Source organism: Aureimonas sp. SK2 (genome assembly GCF_029813115.1).
GTDB lineage: Bacteria > Pseudomonadota > Alphaproteobacteria > Rhizobiales > Rhizobiaceae > Aureimonas.
This window is the reverse complement of the sequence record NZ_JAPZDS010000001.1, coordinates 265,267-288,101: the sequence shown is the minus strand read 5'-3', so window position 1 is coordinate 288,101 and position 22,835 is coordinate 265,267. Positions and strand designations below refer to the sequence as shown.

General features: G+C 67.7%; 18 protein-coding genes. 13 read left to right on the top strand and 5 right to left on the bottom strand.

Going from position 1 to position 22,835, the window contains the following annotated elements; all coding sequences use genetic code 11:
* The first annotated feature begins 25 nt into the window (after positions 1-25).
* Positions 26-1,120, top strand: coding sequence for a L,D-transpeptidase family protein (locus O5O54_RS01420; protein WP_279477954.1), 1,095 nt, complete (start codon positions 26-28; stop codon positions 1,118-1,120).
* 178 nt (positions 1,121-1,298) lie between these two features.
* The gene (locus tag O5O54_RS01415) at positions 1,299-2,636 is read left to right on the top strand and encodes an FAD/NAD(P)-binding protein (protein WP_279477953.1); all 1,338 of its coding nucleotides are present in this window, start codon (positions 1,299-1,301) and stop codon (positions 2,634-2,636) included.
* A 66-nt stretch (positions 2,637-2,702) separates the two neighbouring features.
* Here the strand turns inward: O5O54_RS01415 and O5O54_RS01410 are convergent, their stop codons facing one another.
* The 4 genes from O5O54_RS01410 to O5O54_RS01395 all read right to left on the bottom strand — a co-directional run bounded on the left by O5O54_RS01410 (position 2,703) and on the right by O5O54_RS01395 (position 8,223).
* Positions 2,703-3,449 (bottom strand): FadR/GntR family transcriptional regulator, encoded by a 747-nt coding sequence (locus O5O54_RS01410; protein ID WP_279477952.1) that lies wholly within the window; start codon positions 3,447-3,449, stop codon positions 2,703-2,705.
* Positions 3,450-3,543: 94 nt separating this feature from the next.
* The gene (locus O5O54_RS01405) at positions 3,544-4,821 is read right to left on the bottom strand and encodes a glycosyltransferase family 4 protein (RefSeq protein WP_279477951.1); all 1,278 of its coding nucleotides are present in this window, start codon (positions 4,819-4,821) and stop codon (positions 3,544-3,546) included.
* Positions 4,811-7,357, bottom strand: coding sequence for a hypothetical protein (locus O5O54_RS01400; protein WP_279477950.1), 2,547 nt, complete (start codon positions 7,355-7,357; stop codon positions 4,811-4,813). The genes O5O54_RS01405 and O5O54_RS01400 overlap by 11 nt, the downstream gene beginning before the upstream one ends.
* Positions 7,358-7,542: 185 nt before the next feature.
* Positions 7,543-8,223 carry a class I SAM-dependent methyltransferase gene (locus O5O54_RS01395; protein WP_279477948.1) on the bottom strand — a complete coding sequence of 227 codons (681 nt, stop codon included), beginning with the start codon at positions 8,221-8,223 and terminating at the stop codon, positions 7,543-7,545.
* A 260-nt stretch (positions 8,224-8,483) separates the two neighbouring features.
* Between O5O54_RS01395 and O5O54_RS01390 the strand changes: the two genes are divergently transcribed.
* The 5 genes from O5O54_RS01390 (at position 8,484) to O5O54_RS01370 (ending at position 16,311) form a co-directional block, all read left to right on the top strand.
* On the top strand, positions 8,484-10,481 hold the full coding sequence (locus O5O54_RS01390) for a calcium-binding protein (RefSeq protein ID WP_279477947.1): 1,998 nt from the start codon (positions 8,484-8,486) through the stop codon (positions 10,479-10,481).
* Between the two features lie 64 nt (positions 10,482-10,545).
* Complete coding sequence (locus O5O54_RS01385) at positions 10,546-11,121, top strand: methyltransferase domain-containing protein (RefSeq protein WP_347814864.1); 576 nt, start codon at positions 10,546-10,548, stop codon at positions 11,119-11,121.
* A gap of 690 nt (positions 11,122-11,811) precedes the next feature.
* Positions 11,812-13,590: a type I secretion system permease/ATPase gene (locus O5O54_RS01380; protein WP_279477946.1), complete on the top strand. Its 1,779-nt coding sequence runs from the start codon at positions 11,812-11,814 to the stop codon at positions 13,588-13,590.
* Between the two features lie 25 nt (positions 13,591-13,615).
* Positions 13,616-14,998, top strand: a complete 1,383-nt coding sequence (locus O5O54_RS01375) for an HlyD family type I secretion periplasmic adaptor subunit (protein ID WP_279477945.1) — start codon at positions 13,616-13,618, stop codon at positions 14,996-14,998.
* Between the two features lie 68 nt (positions 14,999-15,066).
* On the top strand, positions 15,067-16,311 hold the full coding sequence (locus tag O5O54_RS01370) for a glycosyltransferase family 4 protein (protein ID WP_279477944.1): 1,245 nt from the start codon (positions 15,067-15,069) through the stop codon (positions 16,309-16,311).
* On the opposite strand, the gene rirA is transcribed toward O5O54_RS01370, so the two are convergent.
* Entirely contained in the window at positions 16,312-16,791 is a 480-nt protein-coding gene (gene rirA, locus O5O54_RS01365; protein ID WP_279477943.1) for an iron-responsive transcriptional regulator RirA, read from the bottom strand.
* Between the two features lie 238 nt (positions 16,792-17,029).
* Between rirA and O5O54_RS01360 the strand changes: the two genes are divergently transcribed.
* The 6 genes from O5O54_RS01360 (at position 17,030) to O5O54_RS01335 (ending at position 22,768) form a co-directional block, all read left to right on the top strand.
* The gene (locus tag O5O54_RS01360) at positions 17,030-17,932 is read left to right on the top strand and encodes an ABC transporter permease subunit (protein WP_279477942.1); all 903 of its coding nucleotides are present in this window, start codon (positions 17,030-17,032) and stop codon (positions 17,930-17,932) included.
* 74 nt (positions 17,933-18,006) lie between these two features.
* The gene (livM, locus tag O5O54_RS01355) at positions 18,007-19,389 is read left to right on the top strand and encodes a high-affinity branched-chain amino acid ABC transporter permease LivM (protein ID WP_279478700.1); all 1,383 of its coding nucleotides are present in this window, start codon (positions 18,007-18,009) and stop codon (positions 19,387-19,389) included.
* A gap of 11 nt (positions 19,390-19,400) precedes the next feature.
* Complete coding sequence (locus O5O54_RS01350) at positions 19,401-20,378, top strand: ABC transporter ATP-binding protein (protein WP_279478698.1); 978 nt, start codon at positions 19,401-19,403, stop codon at positions 20,376-20,378.
* The gene (locus O5O54_RS01345) at positions 20,375-21,142 is read left to right on the top strand and encodes an ABC transporter ATP-binding protein (protein WP_279477941.1); all 768 of its coding nucleotides are present in this window, start codon (positions 20,375-20,377) and stop codon (positions 21,140-21,142) included. Before O5O54_RS01350 ends, O5O54_RS01345 begins: the two co-directional genes overlap by 4 nt.
* Before the next feature lie 11 nt (positions 21,143-21,153).
* On the top strand, positions 21,154-21,486 hold the full coding sequence (locus tag O5O54_RS01340; protein ID WP_279477940.1) for a DUF6867 family protein: 333 nt from the start codon (positions 21,154-21,156) through the stop codon (positions 21,484-21,486).
* Positions 21,487-21,655: 169 nt separating this feature from the next.
* Complete coding sequence (locus O5O54_RS01335; RefSeq protein ID WP_279477939.1) at positions 21,656-22,768, top strand: branched-chain amino acid ABC transporter substrate-binding protein; 1,113 nt, start codon at positions 21,656-21,658, stop codon at positions 22,766-22,768.
* Positions 22,769-22,835 lie beyond the last annotated feature (67 nt).

The following is a 22,835-nucleotide window of genomic DNA, read 5'->3' as shown; positions in this document are numbered from 1 at the left end:
CCCAACCGGCGTGAGGGAGTATGACATGGGCAAGTTGTGGCTGACGACGTCGTTCCTGATCCTCGCAGCCGGCGGCACCGCGTTCGCGCAGGCCATGCCGCCCGAGCCTGACCTATCCGAGGTCGCCATCAACGCCGCGACCTTCGCCGACTGGACCGCGCGGCAGAAAGCCACGGACGAGGATAAGGCCGCAACGGAGACGGCGGCGACGCCCGAGGCGCCCGCCACAGACGGCGCCGAGCCGCAGGCGGACGACAAGCCGGAGGACGACGCCCCCGACCCCTTCCTGATCCGCGTCCAGGTGCTGCTCGACCGCGCCCACGCCTCGCCCGGCGTGATCGACGGGCGGGAAGGCGGCAACACGGACAAGGCGATCCGCGCCTTCGAGGCGATCCGCGACATCGAAGGCGACGGCACGATCGACGAGACGCTCTGGCAGGCGCTGTCCGGCGACGGCGCGCCTGTGGTGAAGACCTATCAGCTCACGCGTGAGGACGTGGACGGCCGCTACGTGAAGGAAATCCCGAGCGACTACGGCAAGATGGCCGAGCTCGACCATCTCGGCTATCGCGGCCCCGCCGAGATGCTGGCCGAGCGCTTCCACATGGACGAGGACCTCCTGCGCACCCTCAATCCCGGCGCCGATTTCGAGACCGAGGGCACGACGATCCTCGTCGCCGATCCCGGCGCCGCGCCCGAAGGCAAGGTCGCGCATATCGTGGTGGACAAGTCCAAGGGCGAGCTCTTCGCCTACGACGCCGAAGACCGGCTTCTCCTCGCCGCCCCCGCCACGATCGGCTCCGACGACACGCCCTCGCCGAGCGGCGAGATGAAGGTCAACGGCAGCGCCCCCGAGCCGACCTACGAATACGACCCGGACAAGAACTTCCAGCAGGGCAAGAACCGGAAGAAGCTGACGATTCCCGCCGGTCCCAACGGCCCGGTCGGCTCCATGTGGATCGACCTGTCCAAGCCGACCTACGGCATCCACGGCACGCCCGAACCGTCGCAGGTCGGCAAGACCGCGAGCCATGGCTGCGTGCGGCTGACCAACTGGGATGCGGAGGCGCTGGCCGCTCTGGTGCAACCCGCCCGCACCACGGTGGCCTTCAAGGGCTGAGGCATCAGCGGACAGTCCTCCTTGCACAGCCAGGGGCTGAATTTCCAGTGATACGGTAGATTTAGAAACGGCATTCGTCGCCTGCCGCAACTCCGGCCCCTATCATCTTCACGATGAAGCAGCGGCGGATGACGATGGCGAGCAGACACGATTCCCCGGCCCGGACGCGGGCACCCTGATGGCCGATCACGTCGTGGTCGTCGGCGGGGGCGCCAGCGGCGTGCTGATGGCGGCGCATCTCCTGCGCCTTCCCGGCCGCCGCTTCACCGTGATGATCGTCGAGCCCGACGAGGATATCGGCCGGGGGCTCGCTTACGGCACGGACGACCCAGCCCTTCTTCTCAACACGCGCGCCGGCAACATGAGCGCCTTCGAGGACGATCCCTCGCACTTCTGGCGCTGGCTCCAGGAAAGCGGACGGTCCGACGACGTCGCGCCGGACGGCCCCTTCTCCTTCGCGCCGCGCCTGCGCTATCGCGAGTATCTGCGCGATCTCCTGCGCCATTGGCTGCCCGAGACGGGCGACGGGCGGCTGCGCATCCTGCGCGACACCTGCACAGGCCTGTCCGAAACGGCACGCGGCGTCAACGCCGCGCTTGCCTCCGGCACCGCGCAGACGGCGGCTCTCGCCGTTCTGGCGATCGGCCATGCGCCGGCCGTCGGCCACTCGCCCTACGATCACGCCTGGGCCTCGCCCGACGAGCTCGGCATCCGTCCCGAGGAGGACATCCTGATCCTGGGCACCGGCCTGTCCATGGTGGACAAGGTCGTCGCCCTCCGATTACGCGGCCATCGCGGACGGATCATTGCCGTGTCGCGTCGCGGGCTCCTTCCGCGTGTCCACGCACCGACCAGGCCTTTGCAGCTCGACCCCGCCGACATCCCCTTCGGCACCGGCCCGGCCTATGTCCTGCGCTGGCTCCGCCGCACCGTCCGTTGGGCCGAGGCGCAGGGGCGCGACTGGCGCGACGTGATGGACGCGCTGCGCCCCCACACCGCGGCCTTGTGGCAGGCGATGCCGCCCTCTGGCCGGGCGCGCTTCCTGCGGCATGGGCGCACGCTCTGGGACATCCACCGCCACCGCATGCCGCCCGAACTCGCCTCCATCCTCGAGGAATCCCTTGCGGACGGCTTTCTGAGGATCGAGGCCGGGCGCCTGAAGGACGAGACCTCCAAGGGCGGACGACATCGCGCGGTCATTCACTGGCGCGGCGGCGCGGACGAAACCGTCATGGTCGACCGCGTCATCCACTGCACCGGCCTCCTGAAGCCGATCGAGGCCGACGCGACCGGCCTCGTCGCCGAACTTCTGTCGACCGGCGCGGCGCGCAAGGATGCGCTGGGGCTGGGTCTCGACGTCAGCGACGGCTGCGCCCTGATCGGCCGTGCGGGCCTCCCGTCGCGCCGCATCCATGCGATCGGTCCCGTGACCAAGGCCCGGTTCTGGGAAATCACCGCCGTCCCCGACATCCGCGCGCAGGCGCATCGCCTCGCAGCCCGTCTCGCCGCCCTCTAGAAGACGGCGACAGCCGGACCGGACCTGGCCGCGCCCCGTGCGGGCGCCGGCCGCACCGCTCCGGCGTCAGACCGTCTCGTCGATCAGGCGCGGATCGACCGACCGGATGTCCTGGAAAGCGAGCCCGACGAGATTCTCCATCGCCTGCTTCGCCCCGTTCGCGTCGCCGGCCTCGATGGCCGCCAGCACCTTGGCGTGCTCCGGCACGGGGTCGCGCGGCATGCGCCCGTCGCGGGCCTTGAACAGCGTCGTCCAGCGGACCGCGGCGGCGATACCGCTCGCCAGGGTTCCGAGCGCCTCGTTACGTGTCGCCCGCAGGATGGTCTCATGGAACACCCGGTCGGCATTGCGCCCTTCCTCGACGCCCAGGCCATGCCGGCCCATGAGATCGAGCGCCATGCGCAGCTCCACGATCTCCGCGCGAGTGTGGCGCAGCGCGGCCAGCGCCGCGGCGGAGGGCTCCACGATCTGGCGCAGCTCGAACAGTTCGCGCACGAAGGCGGGCGTCGGCGGGCCGTTCTCGAAGATCCAGCGCAGGATGTCGGGATCGAGGAAATTCCAGTTGCTGCGCGGGTTCACCCGCGTGCCCGCCTTGGGCCGGCTGCTGACCAGGCCCTTGGCCGCCAGGATGCGCACCGCCTCGCGATAGGCTGTTCGCGACACGCTGAGGCGCTCGCTGAACTCGACCTCGTTGGCCAGGAGATCGCCCGGCGCGTAGCGACCCGTCAGGATCGCCGTCCCGATGTCCTGCGCGATCGACCCGTGCAGCCGCTGGGTGCGCCCTCGGGAAACGGCGATTGCGGGCGCGTTCACTCCCCCGTCTCCATGGCTGCTCCCGCGATTCGCTGGTGTCATCAGACAATTGGCGTAATCTGCCATTCCCAGCCGGGAACACCAAATCGGAAAATCAAACCGCCCGCTCGGCCGGTCTCGGCGCGTCGGCGCGGGGCTCGCCGCCCGGCCGGGGGGCGCTGTTCCCAGATCCGCTCCCGGACGACGAGAAGGATGCGACGCCGTCGAGGAGAGCCGCCTTGATGCGGTCCGTCTGCCGCCGCCAGCAGAACTTCTCCTCGGCGTCGGAAATGCCCGCCTCGGCGACACGGGCATAGGCGGCCGGGTCCTCCACCAGCGTCTCCAGCACGGTGGCGATCGCCTGCTCCCACTCGTGCGCCCGCGCCAGATACGAGTTCTCGCCGTGGCGGATCGCGTCCCGGAACGTGTGGGTCGGCGAGGCAATCGTCACCGTCCCGACGATCGCCGCCTCGAAATACTTCAGCTCGGATTTGCAGTTGGTGAAGCGGTTGTCCTGCAGTGGCGCGATGTTGATTTCGGTCGAGCCGATCAGCCCCTGCAGGTTGACGTAGTCGTGGAAGCCGACGCGGTCGATCCGTGTCTCATAGGCTTGGAGCTGCGGCGGCACGTCGAGATAGCCGACCATGCGCACGCGCGCCACGGGATAGCGGTCGAGGATGCGGGCGAGCGCGCTCGCCGCCTGCTCGAAGTCCTTGGCGTGGGTCGGCGACCCGCTGAAATAGCCGATATGGACATGCCCGTCGCGCGCAAACCCGCTGGCGCGCTTGGCCTCCACGATGCGGCCGGAGCGTGCGACCTGCTTCTCGTTGAGGAAGTTCGGGATGATCGCGGTCGGCACCTGCGACGCGTCGGAGATGCGCTCGGCCAGATAGGCGTTGGTCGCTATCGCCCCGTCGCAGTGGCGCAACGTGGCGCCGATGCGCCCGACATAGGCGAACCAGAAGTCCCAATCTACCTCGGCGGCCATGGGCTGGGCCAGGCTCTTGGTCAGGAGGTGGACATACTGCGTGTCGAACACGAGGTCGTCCACGTCGAACAGGACCGGGATGCCCCGCTGGCGCGCGAGAAGCAGCAGCGAGGCCACGACGTCGCCGTAGCGCGCCCGGCAGATCACGATCACGTCCGCCGACTGGACGATCGTCTTCAGGTGCGCCGCGTCGCCGAGATGGAAGTACGAGGCGGAGGCCTCCGGCCAGTTCGCCTCGATCACCTCCATCATGTTGAAGATGCGGTAGCGGAAGGTCGAATTGTCCGGCCGCTCGTAGAAATAGGCGATGCGGTATCCCTTCCGGCGCAACTGGTGCAGCCGGTAGGAGAACGAGGCGTGCCAGGGGTCGGCGTGCGGCTCGCTCGGCGGGAGGTCAACGAACACGGGGCGCGCTCTCGGCCAGCGTCTCGATCACGGCGGCGAAGGAGGTCGCCCAGTCGCGCCCGAGCCCGGCGGCTTCGAAGCGCCGGCGCCGCTCGTCCCGGTCGGAGGCGAGGCGCACACCCTCGCGCAGGCCGTCGAGCAGCGACTTCACGTCGCCGTCGACGCACAGGATCGAGCGGCTGTAGTTCGACAGGTCCGTCTTCACGCCGAAGCGGTTGGTCACGGCGATGCCGCCGCAGGCCGCGATGTCGAGCGGCGGATAGCTCGGATGCGGCGTGTACATCAGCGTCAGCCCGAGATCGACCGAACGCGTCAGCGCCGCATACTCTTCCCAGGCCATGTTCTGGCGGATCGTCGGCTGCACGGAGCCCGCGAGCGTCATCGGCTGGAGGTCCTTGCCGACGAAGACGATCTCCCACGCGGCCGGGTCGAGCACGCCCTCCACGACCGCCCGCTCGATGACCTCGAGCCCGCGCGTGTAGAGATTGCGCGGGTTGTTCGGCCGGGCATAGAAGAAGAACGTCTTCTTCGGCCCCGCCCCCGGCTCGGGGTGGTAGATGCGCTCGGGAAAGGCCGGCTCGAAGAACGGCACGTCCTCGGCGATCAGCCCGGCCTCCACGAGGTGCCGGTGCAGGAGGCCCGAGTTGATCACCTTGGCGATGCCGGCATGCCCCATCGTCTCGGCGCAGAGCAGCCCCTCGTCTCCGAACGGATAGAACATCCGCTCGTCTTCCTGGATCAGGTAGATCACGCGGCTGTCGGCGATCGACTGGAGGGTCGAGTGGGTCGTCCACCAGCTCGTGGTGATGAACAGCTCGTCCGGCGCGACCTCGACCTCGGCGCTCGACTTGCCGATGTCGGCGAAGGCGAACTCGATATTGTCGTCGTAGGTGATCCCGTGCGCCCGGAACACGGCGGCGACGTTCTCGGCGGCGGGCGGCTGGGTGCGGGTGACGATGCGCAGCCGGCGTCCGGTCCGCTGGGCGAAGAGCGCCGAGAAGATCAGCGCCGTCGCGACGCCGCCGAAGAGGCTCCCCTCGTTGATGCTGTCGGTCACCATGGAGACGCGCGGCCGGTCCGAGGGCGCCTCGAAGACGAGGAGCGGCGGCTGGCCGATGCGCGGACGCACGACCGGATGAGGTCCCGCGTCGACGGAAGGCGACAGCGCGGGGATCGGCGGCGGCGGCGCGGCCAGCGCCTCGCGCGCGCGCATCACCTCGCGCCGTGCCTCCATCCGCCAGGGGGTGACGAGCCACCAGAGGCTGCGAGCCCCCTCGCGCAGCGCCGAGCGCGCGCCGGGCGGCAGGCTCTGCCCCAATCGGCGCACCGGCTGGAGCGCGCGCCAGGAGGTGGAATTCATGATCGTGTCGATCGTCACCGCCTGGCGGTGGATCTCGTGGCGGAGCTGGGCCTTCTCGACCTCCGCGCCGTGGAGCTGGCCGACCAGCGGCCGCAGCCGCTCGGCCTCGGCGGCGATCGCGGCCATCTCGTTGCGGGTGCGCGCGTGTTCCATCTGCTCGGCCTGCAGCTCGAACCGCACCGCCCGCACGTCGCCCGCCGCCACCTCGCGCGCCGCGGCCATCTCGTTGTCGCGCGCGTCGAGATAGAACTGGAGGTCCCGCGCCCGCCGCTCCGTGTCGGCCAGCGCCCGATACTCCCAGGCGACATAGGGTGCGACCACGGCGCTCGCGCGGGCGACCTCGTCGCGCACCCGGTCGAGCCGCTCCCGCGCGCCCTCGTCCGCCCCATCCTCGACGAGACCGGCCAGGGCGTCCCACGCCTCCTGCACGAGCGCGTCGAGCCGCGTGCCCTCGCCGATCGCGCCGTGCTCGGCATGGTGGCGCAGATCCCGGGTGAGGAACGCGTCGATCTCCGCCTCCGCGCGCGCGCGCTCGCGCGGCCACTGGAGTTCGAGGTCGGCCGCGATCCCCTCGCTCGCCGCGCGCCAGTCGGCGAGCAGCGCGTCGTAGAAGAGCACCGTCCGCCGAAGCGCCCGCGTCTCGGCTTCCGCGGCGAGCGTATGGTCGAGCCAGAGCAGCAGACTTTTGGCGCGCGGAAACTTGTCGCGCCGCGCCAGCGAGGCGGCGACCTCCAGCGGGTGGCGCAACGGCAGGAGCGCCAGCGGCTCGGCGCCGACGCGGGCCATCGCCGCGCGCCACAAGGGCACGAAGCGCGACATGCGCGGGTCCTTCACCGCGAAGATCGGCGCATCGGCCAGAAGCTCGTCTCGGATGATGTCCGCCAGCCGCCGCACGAAGCCCTCGCCCGCCGGCGTCTCCACGAAGGCGTTGGAGACCGGCATCGGGTCGTCCCATCCCGAGCCAAGATGGGCGAGCAGGTCGTTGTGGAACGCGTTGACGGCGCGATTCTCGAAGATGCCCTTCTCGTTGTAGGTCTCGGCCGGCAGGAGTTCGCCCGAAACGGGAATGCCCAGCCGCTCCAGGACGCCGGTCAGCGCGGAGGTCCCGCTCCTGTGCATGCCGAAGACGAGAAGGCCGAGGGGGGCGGACGACGAACGGTCGGACTCGAGAACCAAGGGCTGAGGTCGCTTCTGAAGGGCGAAGGGGCGGCGGCCCTTTCGCGAGAATCGGCTGAGCTGCGGCCGCGCGACCGCCTCGGCGGGACACGAGGCCCCGCCGGTCGCTCTTCTGTGGTTCCGCCGCCCCGCCTTGTCAACCGAAGGTCGGCGGCGCAGGCAACGGGATGGACCGCCCCCGACCCTCAGACGGCGTGGAAATGCGCCATGATCTGGCCGCGCGGGTGGTTCCAGTCGTGGAGCCCCTCGAACCGCCAGTCCATGCCCTCGACGGCGAACTCGATATCCTCGCGCCAGACGTGGAACGGGTCCTTCCAGCCGAAGCTCTCCACCTCGCCGCGCGGCTTGTGCCGCATCGAGGCGTCGCGCGGCAGGCTCGGCGGGGCCACGAAGAACGTGCAGAAGAACCGGCCGCCCGGCGCCATGCGCGGGCGCAGCCGGTAGAGGCACAGGCGCAGGTGGTTGATCGGCAGGTGCGTGAAGACGGACTGCGCCAGCGCGATGTCGAAGGAGACGCCCGGAAACGGGATCACGAACTCTTCCGATAGGGCGAGGTTGCCGCGCGGCAGCTTTCCCTCGAGCCCCGCCGGCAGGATCTCCTCGCGCCACCCGGCGTCGAGCAGGTCCTGCAGCATGTCGATCCCGTAGTAATGACCGGGCTCCAGCACCGGCACGATCTGCACCCCGGCCCGCAGCGAGCCGCAGCCGATATCAAGAATAAAATCAGAGCCGCGCATTCCGTGAGCGAGAAGGTAGTCGCGCTGCAACACACCCATTTCGTCCCACAGCCCTCCGATGATGTCCCGATGGCCCTTGGGAAGGCTGAGACGAGCCGAGAAATCGTCGTGGTAGGGGTTGAGGGACATGGCGTGAACTCGTTGATCTTGCGTGAAACTTGCCCGTGGCGACGGCAAAATGGCCTCGCAGCCTTCCGGTCTGTGGCCTTCGGGCATCACCTTTTCCCGGCGCCAGCTTCAAACGCTGTTTTGCGACTTGCCTCCTATATCCTCCACATGCATACCTCACCAGCAGATTCCATTGCCGATAGGGAATGGTCTCGCTGCAGGGGAGGGTGCGCAGTGTGCACGCTCGCATCCTGTCCATTTTTGGGGCTCCAGGAGACACCATGGCTAGCTTGATTTACAACGGCACCACGTCGCAGACGACGACGTACGCTGCTTCCGACATCTACACGCTCGCGATCGCGCCGGGCGCCGTCACGAACATCTCCCAGCAGGGCGCCAACGTCGTCATCCAGACCGGCGCGACCTCCCTCACCATCGCCGGCGTCACGCTCGCTCAGCTCGCCACGGGCAACTTCGCCTACCAGGGCGGCGGCGTGGTGACCTTCGGTGACGGCACCGTCGACGCCATTGCTGACCAGTTCGGCAACACCCTCACCGGCACTGCCAACGCCGACATCCTCATGGGCCTCGGCGGCGGCGACACGATCAACGCCGGCAACGGCAACAACCTTGTGTTTGGCGGCTCCGCGCAGACCGACACTGCTGACGGCGCTGACCAGATCACGACCGGCACCGGCAACGACACGATCTACGGCAATGCCGGCAACGACACGATCGTGTCGGGCGGCGGCGCGGACATCGTGTTTGGCGGCATCGGCTCCGACACGATCACGGCAAATGCGCTCACCGGCACCGCTTCGGTCTACGGCGGCGGCGGCTTCACCGACACGGTCGATGGTGCCGACGTCATCAACATCGCTGGCAGCACCGGCACGCTTTTCGTCACCGGCAACGCCGGCAACGACACCATCAACGTGACCGGTCTTTCCGGTACCTCGTCGATCTACGGCGGCGTTGGTGCTGATTCGATCACGGTCGCCGCGACCGGCGGCAATCACCTGATCGCTGGTGGCTCCTCGGCTGGCAACACCGATGCTGACACGATCAGCTTTACGGCGACGGGCGCTTCGAACGTAACGATCTTCGGTGGCGTCGGCATCACCGACACCAACGACGGCGTTGACACCATCACCGTCACGCAGACCACCGGTTCGGCGTTCATCTACGGCAATGCTGGCAACGACGTGATCACCCTCACGACGGATGGCACTGCTTCGATCTACGGTGGCACGGGCACCGACAACATTGTCGTCAGCAGCGCGACGGCTGCGACGACCGCTGCGGTCCAGATCTTCGGCGGCCCGAACGCTGCTGGGACGACCGAGAACATCTCGGTTGCTGGCCTTTCCGCTGGCGCCGCGTCCACCATTTACGGTGGCACGGGCGTGAACGACTCGGCCGACGGTGCGGACTCGATCATCGGCGGTGCGTCGAACGACCTGATCTACGGCAACGGTGGCAACGACACGATCGTGTCGGGCGCTGGTAACGACACGCTCTTCGGTGGCGCTGGCGACGACCAGTTCCGCATCACCGGCTTCGGCACGAAGATCGTCAGCGACTACGGCGTCGGTGCAGACACTCTCGTGGTGAATGCCGCGCAGCTCGGCGTCGTCACCTCGGCCAGCGCCAGCACGACGGCTGTTCAGCTCACCGGCGGCACGGCTCCGAACGCCCTGACGCTGAACGTGACCGGCACTCTCGGTGCGCAGATCAACGGTCGGGTCGACGCGACTGGCGACGGCGTCACCGCTGACGACGGCAACTTGACGATCGTCACGAGCGGCACCGCTGCCAACGTGATCGGAACCGCCAACAACGACTTCCTCGTTGGCAACTCCGGCAACGACACTTTCGTGACGGGCGCTGGCGTCGACACCATCTTCGGTGGAGCCGGCAGCGACACGTTCAACTACACGAACCTCGCTGATGCGGGTAACGGCACCGCTGGTGGCGTGGACTTCATCCGTGACCTCAACCTCGGAACGGCCGTGGTCGGCGGTCGCGTGGACGTGATCGACCTCGCGACGATCCCGACCAGCGTTGCCAACGGCGGTGTGGCTACTGCCGCTGCTGACTTCGACGCTGCCTTCGCGGCGCTCGCCCAGAACGAGGCCGGCCTGTTCACCATCGGTGGCCAGACCTACCTGATCGTGGACGGCAACGGTGCGGACAGCACGACGTTCACGGCGGGCGATGACCTCGTGCTTCAGGTGACTGGCGTCACCGGCACGCTCGACGTCTCCGACTTCGTTTAATACGTCGCATTCAGAACAGAGAGGGCAGCCGAAAGGCTGCCCTTTTTTGTTTGAAGTAGTGGGAATGAAGTCGATCTCGATAATCGAAGCTCTTCTACATCTGGGTTGCGGTACCTCTAGCCATGAGAAATTGCCTGCTGGGTTTCGTAGATCAGACTGGCGCGGGATTCGCTTCAACATCGACAACATCGATACCGACGTTCGACCCGACATCATCGGCACGATGATCGACATGTCGGCCGTCGAAACCGGATCGATGGACGCGCTCTACTCCTCTCACAACGTCGAACACCTCTACGACCTCGAAGTGCCTGTCGCCTTCGCCGAGTTCCTGCGCGCGCTAAAGCCCGGCGGCTTCGCCGTGATCACCTGTCCCGACCTTCAGTCGATCGGGCAGCTCTCGGCCGAGGGCAAGTTGGAGGATGCGGCATACACAGCCCCCGCCGGCCCCATCACCCCGCTCGACATCCTTTACGGCTATCGCCCGTCCATCGCGCGCGGCAACCACTTCATGGCCCATCGCACCGGCTACACCAGCGAGACGTTGGGCCAGCGCCTCCATCGCGCCGGCTTCGCCAAGGTCACCGTGACGAAGGGCGAGTGCTTCGATCTCTGGGCGCGCGCCGACAAGGCCGCCTGACCGCTTTTCTCTGCCCCGCTTCTCCCCGCCCTCCCGCGCCGCGTCTAACCTTCCTCCCATCGCCGCCCCATCGAATGGGCGCGAATGATCACCGGGATCGTTCGGAGGGGTGGCGAGCGGTGTCCGCGACGCGTCTCCTGCCGGAGGAGGCGTGGCCCGGACGGTTCCTGATAGGCACATGGGGGTTGGCTGCCCAAAACGAGGCGGCTCTTCGACAACTCGGCGTTGGAGACAGCCCAAGGCAGGCGGTGTGACAGACCGCCGCCGCATCGGGCCGAGACGCCCTGCGTAATCCTCGAACAAAAGGCCAGGGCCGGCTTCGCATCCCGGTCCGGAACCGCAACCACCGCGCGGGTCGCCGGAGGCGGACCACATACACTTGACTACCCACGGAGGTTCGCCTCCGGCGGCCCGTCGCCCGTTCCAAGGAACGGCGGCACGAAGCGGAACCATCCCATCACCCCGGCCGCGATCAGCGGTGCGGGCGCTTTGGCGCGTCCGTCCTCGGCCGCCCACGCGCGTGTGACGCGCGGATAAGTAGAAAATCCGATCCATTGTCTGTATGGTCCGGCCTCGGCGTCCCCGCGCCCCGGCCGCATTTGCCCTCAAGAAGCCGTCTTTGGCTTGTTGGGAGCGGTCATGCGTGCGGACGCTTCGTAGTTCCGCAGCGTCCGTCCGCAAAGGCGATCCATGCAGACCAAAGTGACCCTCGCGCCCGAGATGCGCGATGCCCTCCGCGCCGGCACCAAGCCCATGGCCTTCGCCGCGCTGTTCTCCTTCGGATCGAACCTGCTCTTCCTCGCGATGCCCCTCTACATGACGCAGGTCTACAGCCGCGTCATCACCTCGCATTCCGAATCGACGCTGATCTACCTCTCCCTCGCCGTGATCATGGCCTTCATCGTCATGGTCGCCCTGGAGGAGCTGCGCGGCCGCATCCTGATCCGCATCGGCACGATGCTCGACCGCAAGATGGCGCCCCGCCTCCTCGACGCCGTGGTCAACGCCGGCCTTCGCGCCGGCCGCCCGGCCCGCTCCGCCGCGCTGCGCGATCTCGACACGTTCCGCCAGGGCATCGCAGGCAACGTGACGAACACCATCCTCGACGCGCCCTGGACGCCGATCTTCCTCCTCGTCATCGCCTTCATCGACTGGCGGCTTGGCATGGCCGCGACGGTCGGCGCGATCCTGCTCTTCGGCCTCGCGATCCTCAACGAATACGTGACCAAGCCGGCGCTGCGCGAAGCCAACATCGCCGGCCAGCGCTCCTATTCCGCGACCGACTCGGGCCTGCGCAACGCCGAGGTCATCTACGCCATGGGCATGCTGCCCGGCCTGACCCATCGCTGGAACCGCGACCGCCTCGCCATGCTCGGCGCGCAGGAAGAGGCCTCCGAGCGCGGCGGCTCGGTCCAGGCGGCGATCCGCTTCCTCAACAACTTCCTCCAGGTCGCCATGCTCGCCGGCGGCGCGCTTCTCGTGATCGAGGGCCTCGCCGGCCCCGGCGTCCTCTTCGCCGCCGTCATGCTGGTCGCCAAGGCGCTCGCCCCGGTGCAGCGCGCGGTCGGCTCCTGGTCGACCATCGTCGCCACGCGCCAGAGCTTCGAGCGCCTCAACGCCCTGCTCCTGGAGTTCCCCGCCGCCGAGCGCGGCATGGAGCTGCCGCGTCCCGCCGGCCGCCTCACCGTCGAGGGCTGCTTCTACGCCTTCCCCGGCACCAACAAGGCGCTGCTCAAGAACCTCAACTTCGGCCTGGAGCCCGGCGACTGCCTCGGCCTCATCGGCCCGTCCGGCGCCGGCAAGTCGTCGCTGGCCCGCCTCCTGATCGGCGTCCAGCGCCCGACCTCGGGCTCCGTCCGCCTCGACGGCGCCGAGATGCATTCCTGGGGCCGCGACCACATCGGCCGCCACATCGGCTATCTGCCGCAGGACGTCGAGCTCTTCTCCGGCACGGTGCGCGAGAACGTCGCCCGCTTCGCCAAGGAGCCCGACGACGCAGCTGTCCTCGCGGCCGCCAAGATGGCCGGCTGCCACGACCTGATCCTGCGCCTGCCCGACGGCTACGACACCGAGCTCGGCGAGGGCGGCGCCATGCTCTCCGTCGGCCAGCGCCAGCGCGTGGCGCTCGCCCGCGCCGTCTACGGCAACCCGTCCTTCGTCGTGCTCGACGAGCCCAACGCCTCGCTGGATTCCGACGGCGAGCAGGCGCTCCTCGCCGCCATCGTGGCGCTGCGCCGCATGGGCTCGACGGTGGTCGTCATCTCGCACCGCATGTCGGCGCTGAACTATTCCAACAAGATCCTGCTCCTGCGCGACGGCATGGTGGAGCGCTTCGGTCCGCGCGACGAGGTCCTCGCCCGCGTCGTCGCCCCCGCCCCGACCGGCGCCCCGCCCGCCCAGCCGCAGTCCCAGCCCCAGCAGGCCGTGGCCGCCGGCGCGGAGCCCAAGGCCATCCCGGCCTCGTCCTGATCCTGAACGGTTGAAAGATTAAGTCATGTCCGTGATCGCCTTCAGGAAGAAGCCGGAAGACGCACCCGCCATCACCGACGCCTCAAAGCCGGCGCCCAAAGCCGGCCCCGAGGACGGCGGCTTCGACTTCGGCCTGCGCCGCCCGATCATGATCGGCTCGGTCATCGTCGGCGTCTTCATCGTCGGCATCGGCACCTGGGCGGCCTTCGCGCCGCTGTCCGGCGCCGTGCTCGCCGGCGGCGTCGTCAAGGTCGAAGACAGCCGCAAGGTCGTGAAGAACCGCGACGGCGGCATCGTGCGCCAGGTCATGGTGCGCGACGGCCAGAAGGTGCAGGCGGGCGACATCCTCCTGCGCATGGACGACGTGCAGGCGCGTTCGGCCTACGAGGTCTACGACAACCAGCTCATGAACCTCCTCGCCCGCCGCGCCCGCTTCACGGCCGAGAGCAAGGGCGAGGCGGAGATCACCTTCCCGCCCGAACTCCTGGAGCGCCGCGACGACCCGGCCGTCGAGCAGTTGATCACGGACCAGACCACCCTCTTCCAGACCCGCAAGATGGGTCTGGAGACGCAGGTCGAGATCCTCCAGCAGCGCCGCCAGCAGCTGGAAACCCGCATCAACGGCTACCAGATCCAGATCAACTCGATCGATCGCCAGCAGGAACTGATCGAGGAAGAGAAGAAGGGCGTGTCCTCGCTTCTCGCCAAGGGCCTCGCGCCCAAGACGCAGGTCCTCGCGCTCGAGCGCGCCTCCGTCGATCTCGGCGGTCAGACCGGTTCCCTCAAGTCGCAGATCGCCGAGGCCCGCGAAACGCAGGGCGAGGCCGAGATGCAGATCAACCGTCTGCGCCAGGATCGCCTGACCGAAGCCAACGAGGGCCTGAGCACGGTTCAGTCCGACATGGCCAACATCGTGCCCCGCCTCCAGTCGGCCAAGGCGACGCTGGCGCTCACCGAAGTGCGCGCGCCCGTCACCGGCACCGTGATCGGCCTCACCCAGTTCACCGACGGCGGCGTCCTCGGCCCCGGCGAGCGCATCCTCGACATCGTGCCCGACAACACGCAGCTCATCATCGAGGCGATGGTGCAGCCGCAGGACATCGCCAAGGTCGAGCCGGACATGACCGCGATGGTCAAGCTCACGGCCTACAACCAGAGCACGACGCCCTCCGTGGAAGGCAAGATCCTGCGCGTCTCGCCCGACCGCCTGATGCTCGAAAACGGCACCGCCTACTTCAAGGCCGATGTCGAGGTGCAGCCGGGCGCCCTCGCCCATCTCGCCCACGACATCCGCCTCTACCCCGGCATGCCGGCCGAGGTGATCATCCCGACTGGCGAGCGCACGGCGCTCGACTACATCCTGTCGCCGATCACCCGCTCCATGGACCGCGCCTTCCGGGAAGAGTAAGGCAGACCACGGCGGCGCGTCGTCCGGCGCGCCGCCGCCCGCCGTCCCGATCGTCGAAGCGTGAAGGGATGTCTTCCCGTTCCCGCGTTGCGCCGATCATGATCCAGAACAAGACGCTCCTCTTCATCCACCAGAACTTCCCCGGCCAGTTCCTGCACCTGTGCCGGGCGCTCGGCGAGAAGAACCGCCTGTTCTTTCTCACCAAGCCGACGCGGAACCGCCTGCCCGGCGTCCGGCTGGTCGAATACTCGCTGCACCGTGCGCCCAATCCCGAGATCCACAACTACCTGCGCACCACCGAGGACGCGATCCTCCACGGCCAGGCCGTCGCGCGGCTGCTTCTTCAGATGCAGAAGGAGAACGTGCGGCCGGACATCATCATCGGCCATAGCGGCTGGGGCGAGACGCAGTTCGTCAAGGACATCTTCCCCGACGTTCCGCTGCTCAGCTACATCGAGTTCTACTACAGCGCGGTCGGCGCCGACGTCGGCTTCGATCCGGAATATCCCAGTCAGCCCGAGCTGAAGTTCCAGCTCCGCTGCCGCAATCAGGTGATCCTGTCCTGCCTGGAGGCAACCGACTACGGCCTGTCGCCGACGCGCTGGCAGCACAGCCGCATCCCGCAGATCTTCCAGCCCAAGGTGAAGGTGATCCACGACGGCGTGGACACCGATCAGCTGGTGCCGAGCGACGCGCCCTCGGTGACGCTGGACGGGCGCACCTACGACAAGTCCGCGCCCGTCGTGACCTATGTCGCGCGCAACATCGAACCCTATCGCGGCTCCCACATCTTCTTCCGGGCGGTCAACCGGATCCTGGAAAAGGTGCCGGAAGCGCGGGTCGTGATCGTTGGTGGCGACAGCGTGTCCTACGGGCAGCGGCTGCCGGAGGGCGAGACCTACAAGGCGCGGTTCCTGAAGGAGAACCCGCTGGACGAATCACGCGTCCATTTCGTCGGCCGGGTCGAGTACGACGACTTCAAGAAGCTGCTGCAGGTGTCGGACGCGCACGTCTACCTGACCTACCCGTTCGTCCTGTCGTGGTCGATGCTCGAATCCATGTCGACCGAATGCCTTCTGATCGGCTCGCGCACCGCGCCGGTCGAGGAGGTCGTGCGCCATGGCGAGAATGGTCTTCTCGTGGACTTCTTCGATCCCAAGGAGCTCGCCGAAACGGTGGTCGAGGCGCTGCGCCAGCCCGAGAAGTATCGCGAGATGCGCCGCGAGGCGCGGCGCACGATCGTGCGGGACTACGATCTGAAACGGGTCTGCCTGCCGGCCCAGCTCAATCTGATCGGCCGGATGCTCGGCTGATCAGTTCGCCATCATCGCGGCGGGCGGGGCCACGGGAGCGGCAAGCTCTCCGAGCCCCAGCCGGTTGCGGATCGCGCCGCTGGAGGAAACGAGACCCTCGATCGTGTAGTTCCCGAGGGTCGAGAGAAAGGCGTCGAGGGCGGCGCGCAGGGCCGCGTTCAGGGCGCAGCTGTCGATCAGCGGGCAGTCCACCGCGCCCGTCTCGAAGCATTCGGCCATGGCGAAGCTTTCCTCGGTGGTCTCGACCACCTCGCGCAGCGTGATGGCGGACGCCGCGCGTGCCAGCCGGATGCCGCCGTTGCGTCCGCGCACGGTCTCGACGAACCCGGCTTCGACCAGCGGCTGCAGGATCTTGAACAGGAACAGTTCGGACACGTTGTAGGCGGCCGCCACGTCGCCGACGCGGCTGAGGCGCCCCGTGTTGACGGCGCAATACATCAGAAGCCGGATGGCGTAGTTCGTCTGGCGCGTGAGACGCATGAGGTCCTCCCCCGGGCGGGCTGCCGATGAGATGGTGTTTCCTTAGAACAATTCCAAGCGGATGGGAAATGGGGCTCCTCTTGCCCGCGCGCCTCCGGCGTTTGGCTTATCCACGTTCTCGCGCAAGGGCCTCGTTGGCGAAACCTTTTCGAGTTGCTAAGAAATTCGCCATGCATGAGGGTTGTGCGACGGAATTGCCGAGGCCATCACCCGAAGCCGCTCGAATCGAAGAGGCTCCATGGAATACTTCCTCCAACAATTGATCAACGGCGTGACGCTGGGATCGATCTACGGATTGATCGCCATCGGCTATACGATGGTCTACGGCATCATCGGCATGATCAACTTCGCCCATGGCGAGGTGTTCATGATCGGCTCGTTCATCGCCCTGACCACGTTCCTCCTGCTGGTGGCCGCGGGACTGACGTTCCTGCCCATCGTGCTCCTGCTGATGATCGTTGTCGCGATGCTCTTCACCGCCCTCTGGGGCTGGTCGATCGAACGGATCGCCTATCGCCCGCTGCGCGGCTCGTTCCGTCTCGCGCCGCTGATCACCGCCATCGGCATGTCGATCTTCCTGCAGAACTTCGTGCAGGTGTCGCAGGGCGCGCGCGTGAAGCCGCTGCCGCCGCAGATCCAGGGCGCGGTGAACGTCATTCCCGGCGTCCAGATCTCCTACATGCAGATCACCATCATCGTGGTGACGCTGGTGCTGATGACGGTGTTCTCGCTGATCATCGCCCGCACCCCGCTCGGCCGCCAGCAGCGCGCCTGCGAGCAGGACTCCAAGATGGCGGCGCTGCTCGGCGTCAACGTCGACCGCACGATCTCGCTGACCTTCGTCATGGGCGCCTCGCTCGCGGCCGTCGCGGGCACCATGTACCTTCTCTACTATGGCGTCATCGACTTCTACATCGGCTTCCTGGCCGGCGTGAAAGCCTTCACCGCGGCCGTTCTCGGCGGCATCGGCTCCCTCCCCGGCGCGATGCTCGGCGGGCTTGCGATCGGCCTGATCGAGACCTTCTGGTCCGGCTATTTCTCGGTCGAATACAAGGACGTCGCGGCCTTCTCGATCCTGGCGATCGTGCTGATCTTCCTGCCCTCCGGCCTGCTCGGCCGGCCCGAAGTGGAGAAGGTCTGACCATGGCCGGCATTCAGACCCCGTCCACGACGCCGGAAGGCGCGCAGATCGAGGACGAGACCCGCCGCGACGCCATGCGGGGCGAGCCGCCCTTCGCGGCCGAGCCCACTTCGGGCCCGAGCTTCGCGGTCGCGCTGCGCGAGGCGGTGATCACCGCCGCCATCGTCGGCGCGCTCACCTTGTTCTTCCTCCTCGTGCGCACCGACATCGCGCCGGGCGGCCTCGTCCTCTCGATCCGCTGGGACCTCTGGTTCATCGCGATCGCGATCGCCTTCGGCGTGCGCCTCGTGCTCAGCCTCGTGCTCTTCCAGCGCCGGGCGAAGGGGGCCGGTTCCGCCAAGGGCGGCAAGACCGTCTCGACCAAGGGCGCCGGCCTCGGCCGCTTCCTCGGCGTCGGCCTCCTGGCCCTCGCGCTGGTTCTGCCCTTCCTGATCCGGCTGGTCGCGCCGTCCAGCGACCGCTACCTGATCGACCTCTCCATCCTGATCCTGACCTATGTCATGCTCGGCTGGGGCCTCAACATCGTGGTCGGCCTCGCGGGTCTTCTCGACCTCGGCTACGTCGCCTTCTACGCGGTCGGCGCCTATTCCTTCGCGCTGCTCGCGATCAACTTCGAGCTCGGCTTCTGGGTCTGCCTTCCGATGGCCGGCCTCTTCGCCGCGCTCTGGGGCATCGTCCTCGGCTTCCCGGTGCTGCGCCTGCGGGGCGACTACCTCGCCATCGTGACGCTCGCCTTCGGCGAGATCATCCGCGTGGTGCTCCTCAACTGGTATCAGGTGACGGGCGGCCCGAACGGCCTTCTCGGTATCCCGCGGCCGACCCTCTTCGGCCTCGACTTCGGGCGCGGCGAAGGATCGTTCTCGGACTATTTCGGCATTCCCTACGACGGCATCCACCGCTTCATCTTTCTCTACTACATCATTCTGGCGCTGGCCCTCCTCACCAACTTCGTGACGCTGCGCATGCGCCGGATGCCGGTCGGCCGGGCCTGGGAAGCGCTGCGCGAGGACGAGATCGCCTGCCGGGCGCTCGGCATCAACACGACCAACGTCAAGCTCACAGCGTTCGCCACGGGCGCCATGTTCGGCGGCTTCGCCGGGTCGTTCTTCGCCACGCGCCAGGGCTTCATCTCGCCGGAAAGCTTCACCTTCCTCGAATCGGCGATCATCCTCGCCATCGTCGTTCTCGGCGGCCTCGGCTCGCAGATCGGCGTCGTGATCGCCTCGATCGTCATGATCGGCGGCATCGAGCTCCTGCGCAACCTCGGCTTCCTGCAGGTCGTCTTCGGCGCCGGGTTCGACCCGACCCAGTACCGCATGCTGATCTTCGGCGTCGCCATGGTGGCCATCATGGTCTGGAAGCCGCGCGGGCTCGTCTCCTCCCGCCAGCCCTCCGCCGTCTACAAGGAACGCAAGGCGATCGGCGCCGACATGGTCGCCCAGGGCGAGGGACACTGACCATGGCCGAAATGATCGAAACGGCGGGTCGCTGGACGCGCGACCCGGTGCTCACCGTCGAGCACCTGACCATGCGCTTCGGCGGCCTCGTCGCCATCAACGACCTGTCCTTCCAGGTCGGGCGCGGCGACATCACCGCCCTGATCGGCCCCAACGGGGCCGGCAAGACCACCGTGTTCAACTGCGTGACCGGCTTCTACAAGCCGACGGAGGGGCGCATCGCGCTTCGCCGCGGCTCCGGAATCAGCCAGGACGAGGTCGTTGCCCTCACCCGCTCCGGCGCCCAGAGCCGCAAGGTTTCGGGCGGCGAGGTCTTCCTCTTGGAGCGGATGAGCGACTTTCGCATCACCGAAGTGGCGGGCGTCGCGCGCACCTTCCAGAACATCCGGCTCTTCGGCGGCATGACGGTGTTCGAGAACCTCCTGGTCGCCCAGCACAACAAGCTGATGGCGGCGTCCGGCTTCACGGTCGGCGGCCTTCTCGGCCTGCCCGGCTACCGGCGCGCCAAGGAAGCGGCGCAGGACCGGGCGGTGGACTGGCTGAAGCGCACCGCCCTCCTCCATCGCGCCGACGATCCGGCGGCCGATCTCTCCTACGGCGACCAGCGCCGGCTGGAGATCGCCCGCGCCATGTGCACGGACCCGGTGCTCCTGTGCCTCGACGAGCCGGCGGCGGGTCTCAACCCGCGCGAATCGGCGGAGCTCAACACGCTGCTTCGTTCGCTGCGGGACGACTTCGGCGTCTCGATCCTCCTGATCGAGCACGACATGGGCGTCGTGATGGAGATTTCCGACCACGTGGTCGTGCTCGACTACGGCACCAAGATCTCGGACGGCACGGCAACGCAAGTCCGCAACGACCCGCGCGTCATCGCCGCCTATCTCGGCGTCGACGACGAGGAGGTCGAGGCGGTCGAGGCCAAGCTCGACCAGGGCGACATCGACGGGGCGGTCGCGACCGCCGGACTGCCGGGAGGAGCGGGCGCATGAGCGCGACGGTGACCCAAGCACATGCCGCTGCGCCGGCGACGCTCAATCCGCTCCTGTCGATCCGGGGCGTCGAGACCTTCTACGGAAAGATCCAGGCCCTGAAGGGCGTGGACCTCGACGTCGGCGACGGCGAGATCGTGACGCTGATCGGCGCCAACGGCGCCGGCAAGTCGACGCTGATGATGACGATCTGCGGCAATCCGCGCGCGCGCTCGGGGCAGATCCTCTATCGCGGCGAGGACATCACGCAGTTGCCGACCCACACGATCATGACCCGCCAGATCGCGCAGTCGCCGGAAGGGCGGCGCATCTTCGGGCGCATGACCGTCATGGAAAACCTGCAGATGGGCACGACGCTGGTCGGGCAGGACCATTTCGAGGACGATCTGCGCAAGGTCTTCGAGCTGTTCCCCCGCCTCAAGGAGCGGGCCGGCCAGCGCGGCGGCACGCTGTCGGGCGGCGAGCAGCAGATGCTGGCGATCGGTCGTGCGCTGATGAGCCGGCCGAAGCTGCTGCTCCTCGACGAGCCGTCGCTCGGCCTCGCGCCGCTCATCGTCAAGCAGATCTTCGAGGCCGTGCGCGAATTGAACCGCAACGAGGGGCTGACGGTGTTCCTGGTCGAGCAGAACGCCTTCCACGCTCTCCGCCTCGCCCATCGCGGCTACGTTATGGTCAACGGCCGCATCACCATGAGCGGCACGGGCCGCGAGCTTCTCGCCCGCGAGGAAGTGCGCAGCGCCTATCTCGAAGGGGGGCATCACTGATGGAAAAGGAAATGGCCCTCCTCTGGGAGGTGACGTTCGTCGAGTTCCTGATCGTCACGGTCGTGATCGGCGGCGCGCTGGCCTACGCGATCGGACGCTCCACGGCTCGCTCCTGGAGCGGCTGGGGACTGATGGTCTTCTATTGCCTGCTGCTGACGGCGGCGATCCGCTTCCTGCATTTCAGCCTGTTCCACGGCACCTTCTTCCTGCCGCCCGAGACGCTGCCGACGGCGCTCCATTACGGCGTGATCGATTTCGCCGTGATTGTCGCCTTCGCGGCCCTCGGGCGGACCAGGACGCGGGCGAGCCAAATGGCCCGCCAGTACCGCTTCGAAAGGGCATAAAACTTCGGCAATTCGCCGGAAGCCGAAAAAATTAGGCATAACCTCGCCTGTGCGCGAAAATGCCTATTCCGCTTACGCGAACGTTGGTCTTTACTCGCCTCGGGGACGAAACGCGCGAACCCTCCGCTCCGCGCAAGACGGATCGGGAATCAACAGGGAAAACAGACAGATGATGAAAGCGCTTCTGGCCGGTGTGGCCCTCAACGTCGTGCTGGGCGGCGCCGCCTTCGCCGACATCACGATCGGCGTCGCGGGTCCGATGACGGGCCAGTACGCGACCTTCGGCGAGCAGCTGCGCGTCGGCGCGGAGCAGGCCGTGAAGGACATCAACGCCGCGGGCGGCGTGAACGGCGAGATGCTGAAGCTGTCGGTGGGCGACGACGCCTGCGACCCGAAGCAGGCCGTGGCGGTCGCCAACCAGTTCGCCTCGCAGGGCGTGCCCTTCGTGGCCGGCCACTTCTGCTCGGGCTCCTCGATCCCGGCCAGCCAGGTCTATTCGGAAGAAGGCATCGTCCAGATCTCGCCGGCTTCGACCAACCCGGACTTCACCGACAAGCGCCCGTCGGACGGCATCTACCGCGTCTGCGGTCGTGACGACCAGCAGGGCGAGGTCGCCGGCGCCTACATCGCCGAGAACTTCAAGGACCAGAACGTCGCCGTCCTCGACGACAAGTCGGCCTACGGGAAGGGTCTCGCCGAGCAGACCGCCAAGGCGATGGAAGCCAACGGCAAGAAGCCGACGCTGACCGAGTCCTATTCGGCCGGCGAAAAGGACTACACCGCCCTCGTCTCGAAGCTGAAGCAGGCGGATATCAAGCTCGTCTACATCGGCGGCTACCACACCGAGGCCGGCCTCATCGCCCGCCAGATGAAGGAACAGGGCGTCGACGCCAAGATCATGTCGGGCGACGCCATCGTCACCGACGAGTACTGGGCGATCACGGGTGACGCGGGCGAAGGCACGCTCATGACCTTCTCGCCCGACCCGCGCAAGAACCCGACCGCCGCGCCGGTGGTGCAGGCGATCGAGGGCTCGGGCAAGAGCGCCGAGGGCTACGCGCTCTACACCTACGCCGCCATTCAGGCCTGGGTCGACGCGGCCAAGAAGGCCGGCGGCACGGAGTACGAGGATGTCGTCAAGGCGCTCGACGCCGACACCTTCTCCACCGTGATCGGCGACCTGAAGTTCGACGACAAGGGCGACGTGACCCTGCCCGGCTACGTCATCTACGAGTGGAAGAACGGCAAGTACGACTACATCCAGACTGCCGCCGCGCAGTAAGCGCGACGGACGTCCGACGTCTCGGCGGCCCGGCATGGCGACATGCCGGGCCGTTTCGTTTGCAGGA

Bases quoted from the DNA above. Each gene is read 5' to 3' on its own strand.
- O5O54_RS01420 (WP_279477954.1), top strand. From the start codon at position 26: ATGGGCAAGTTGTGGCTGACGACGTCGTTCCTGATCCTCGCAGCCGGC.
- O5O54_RS01415 (WP_279477953.1), top strand. From the start codon at position 1,299: ATGGCCGATCACGTCGTGGTCGTCGGCGGGGGCGCCAGCGGCGTGCTG.
- O5O54_RS01395 (WP_279477948.1), bottom strand. From the start codon at position 8,223: ATGTCCCTCAACCCCTACCACGACGATTTCTCGGCTCGTCTCAGCCTT.
- O5O54_RS01390 (WP_279477947.1), top strand. From the start codon at position 8,484: ATGGCTAGCTTGATTTACAACGGCACCACGTCGCAGACGACGACGTAC.
- O5O54_RS01385 (WP_347814864.1), top strand. From the start codon at position 10,546: ATGAAGTCGATCTCGATAATCGAAGCTCTTCTACATCTGGGTTGCGGT.
- O5O54_RS01380 (WP_279477946.1), top strand. From the start codon at position 11,812: ATGCAGACCAAAGTGACCCTCGCGCCCGAGATGCGCGATGCCCTCCGC.
- O5O54_RS01375 (WP_279477945.1), top strand. From the start codon at position 13,616: ATGTCCGTGATCGCCTTCAGGAAGAAGCCGGAAGACGCACCCGCCATC.
- O5O54_RS01370 (WP_279477944.1), top strand. From the start codon at position 15,067: ATGTCTTCCCGTTCCCGCGTTGCGCCGATCATGATCCAGAACAAGACG.
- rirA (WP_279477943.1), bottom strand. From the start codon at position 16,791: ATGCGTCTCACGCGCCAGACGAACTACGCCATCCGGCTTCTGATGTAT.
- O5O54_RS01360 (WP_279477942.1), top strand. From the start codon at position 17,030: ATGGAATACTTCCTCCAACAATTGATCAACGGCGTGACGCTGGGATCG.
- livM (WP_279478700.1), top strand. From the start codon at position 18,007: ATGCGGGGCGAGCCGCCCTTCGCGGCCGAGCCCACTTCGGGCCCGAGC.
- O5O54_RS01350 (WP_279478698.1), top strand. From the start codon at position 19,401: ATGATCGAAACGGCGGGTCGCTGGACGCGCGACCCGGTGCTCACCGTC.
- O5O54_RS01345 (WP_279477941.1), top strand. From the start codon at position 20,375: ATGAGCGCGACGGTGACCCAAGCACATGCCGCTGCGCCGGCGACGCTC.
- O5O54_RS01340 (WP_279477940.1), top strand. From the start codon at position 21,154: ATGGCCCTCCTCTGGGAGGTGACGTTCGTCGAGTTCCTGATCGTCACG.
- O5O54_RS01335 (WP_279477939.1), top strand. From the start codon at position 21,656: ATGATGAAAGCGCTTCTGGCCGGTGTGGCCCTCAACGTCGTGCTGGGC.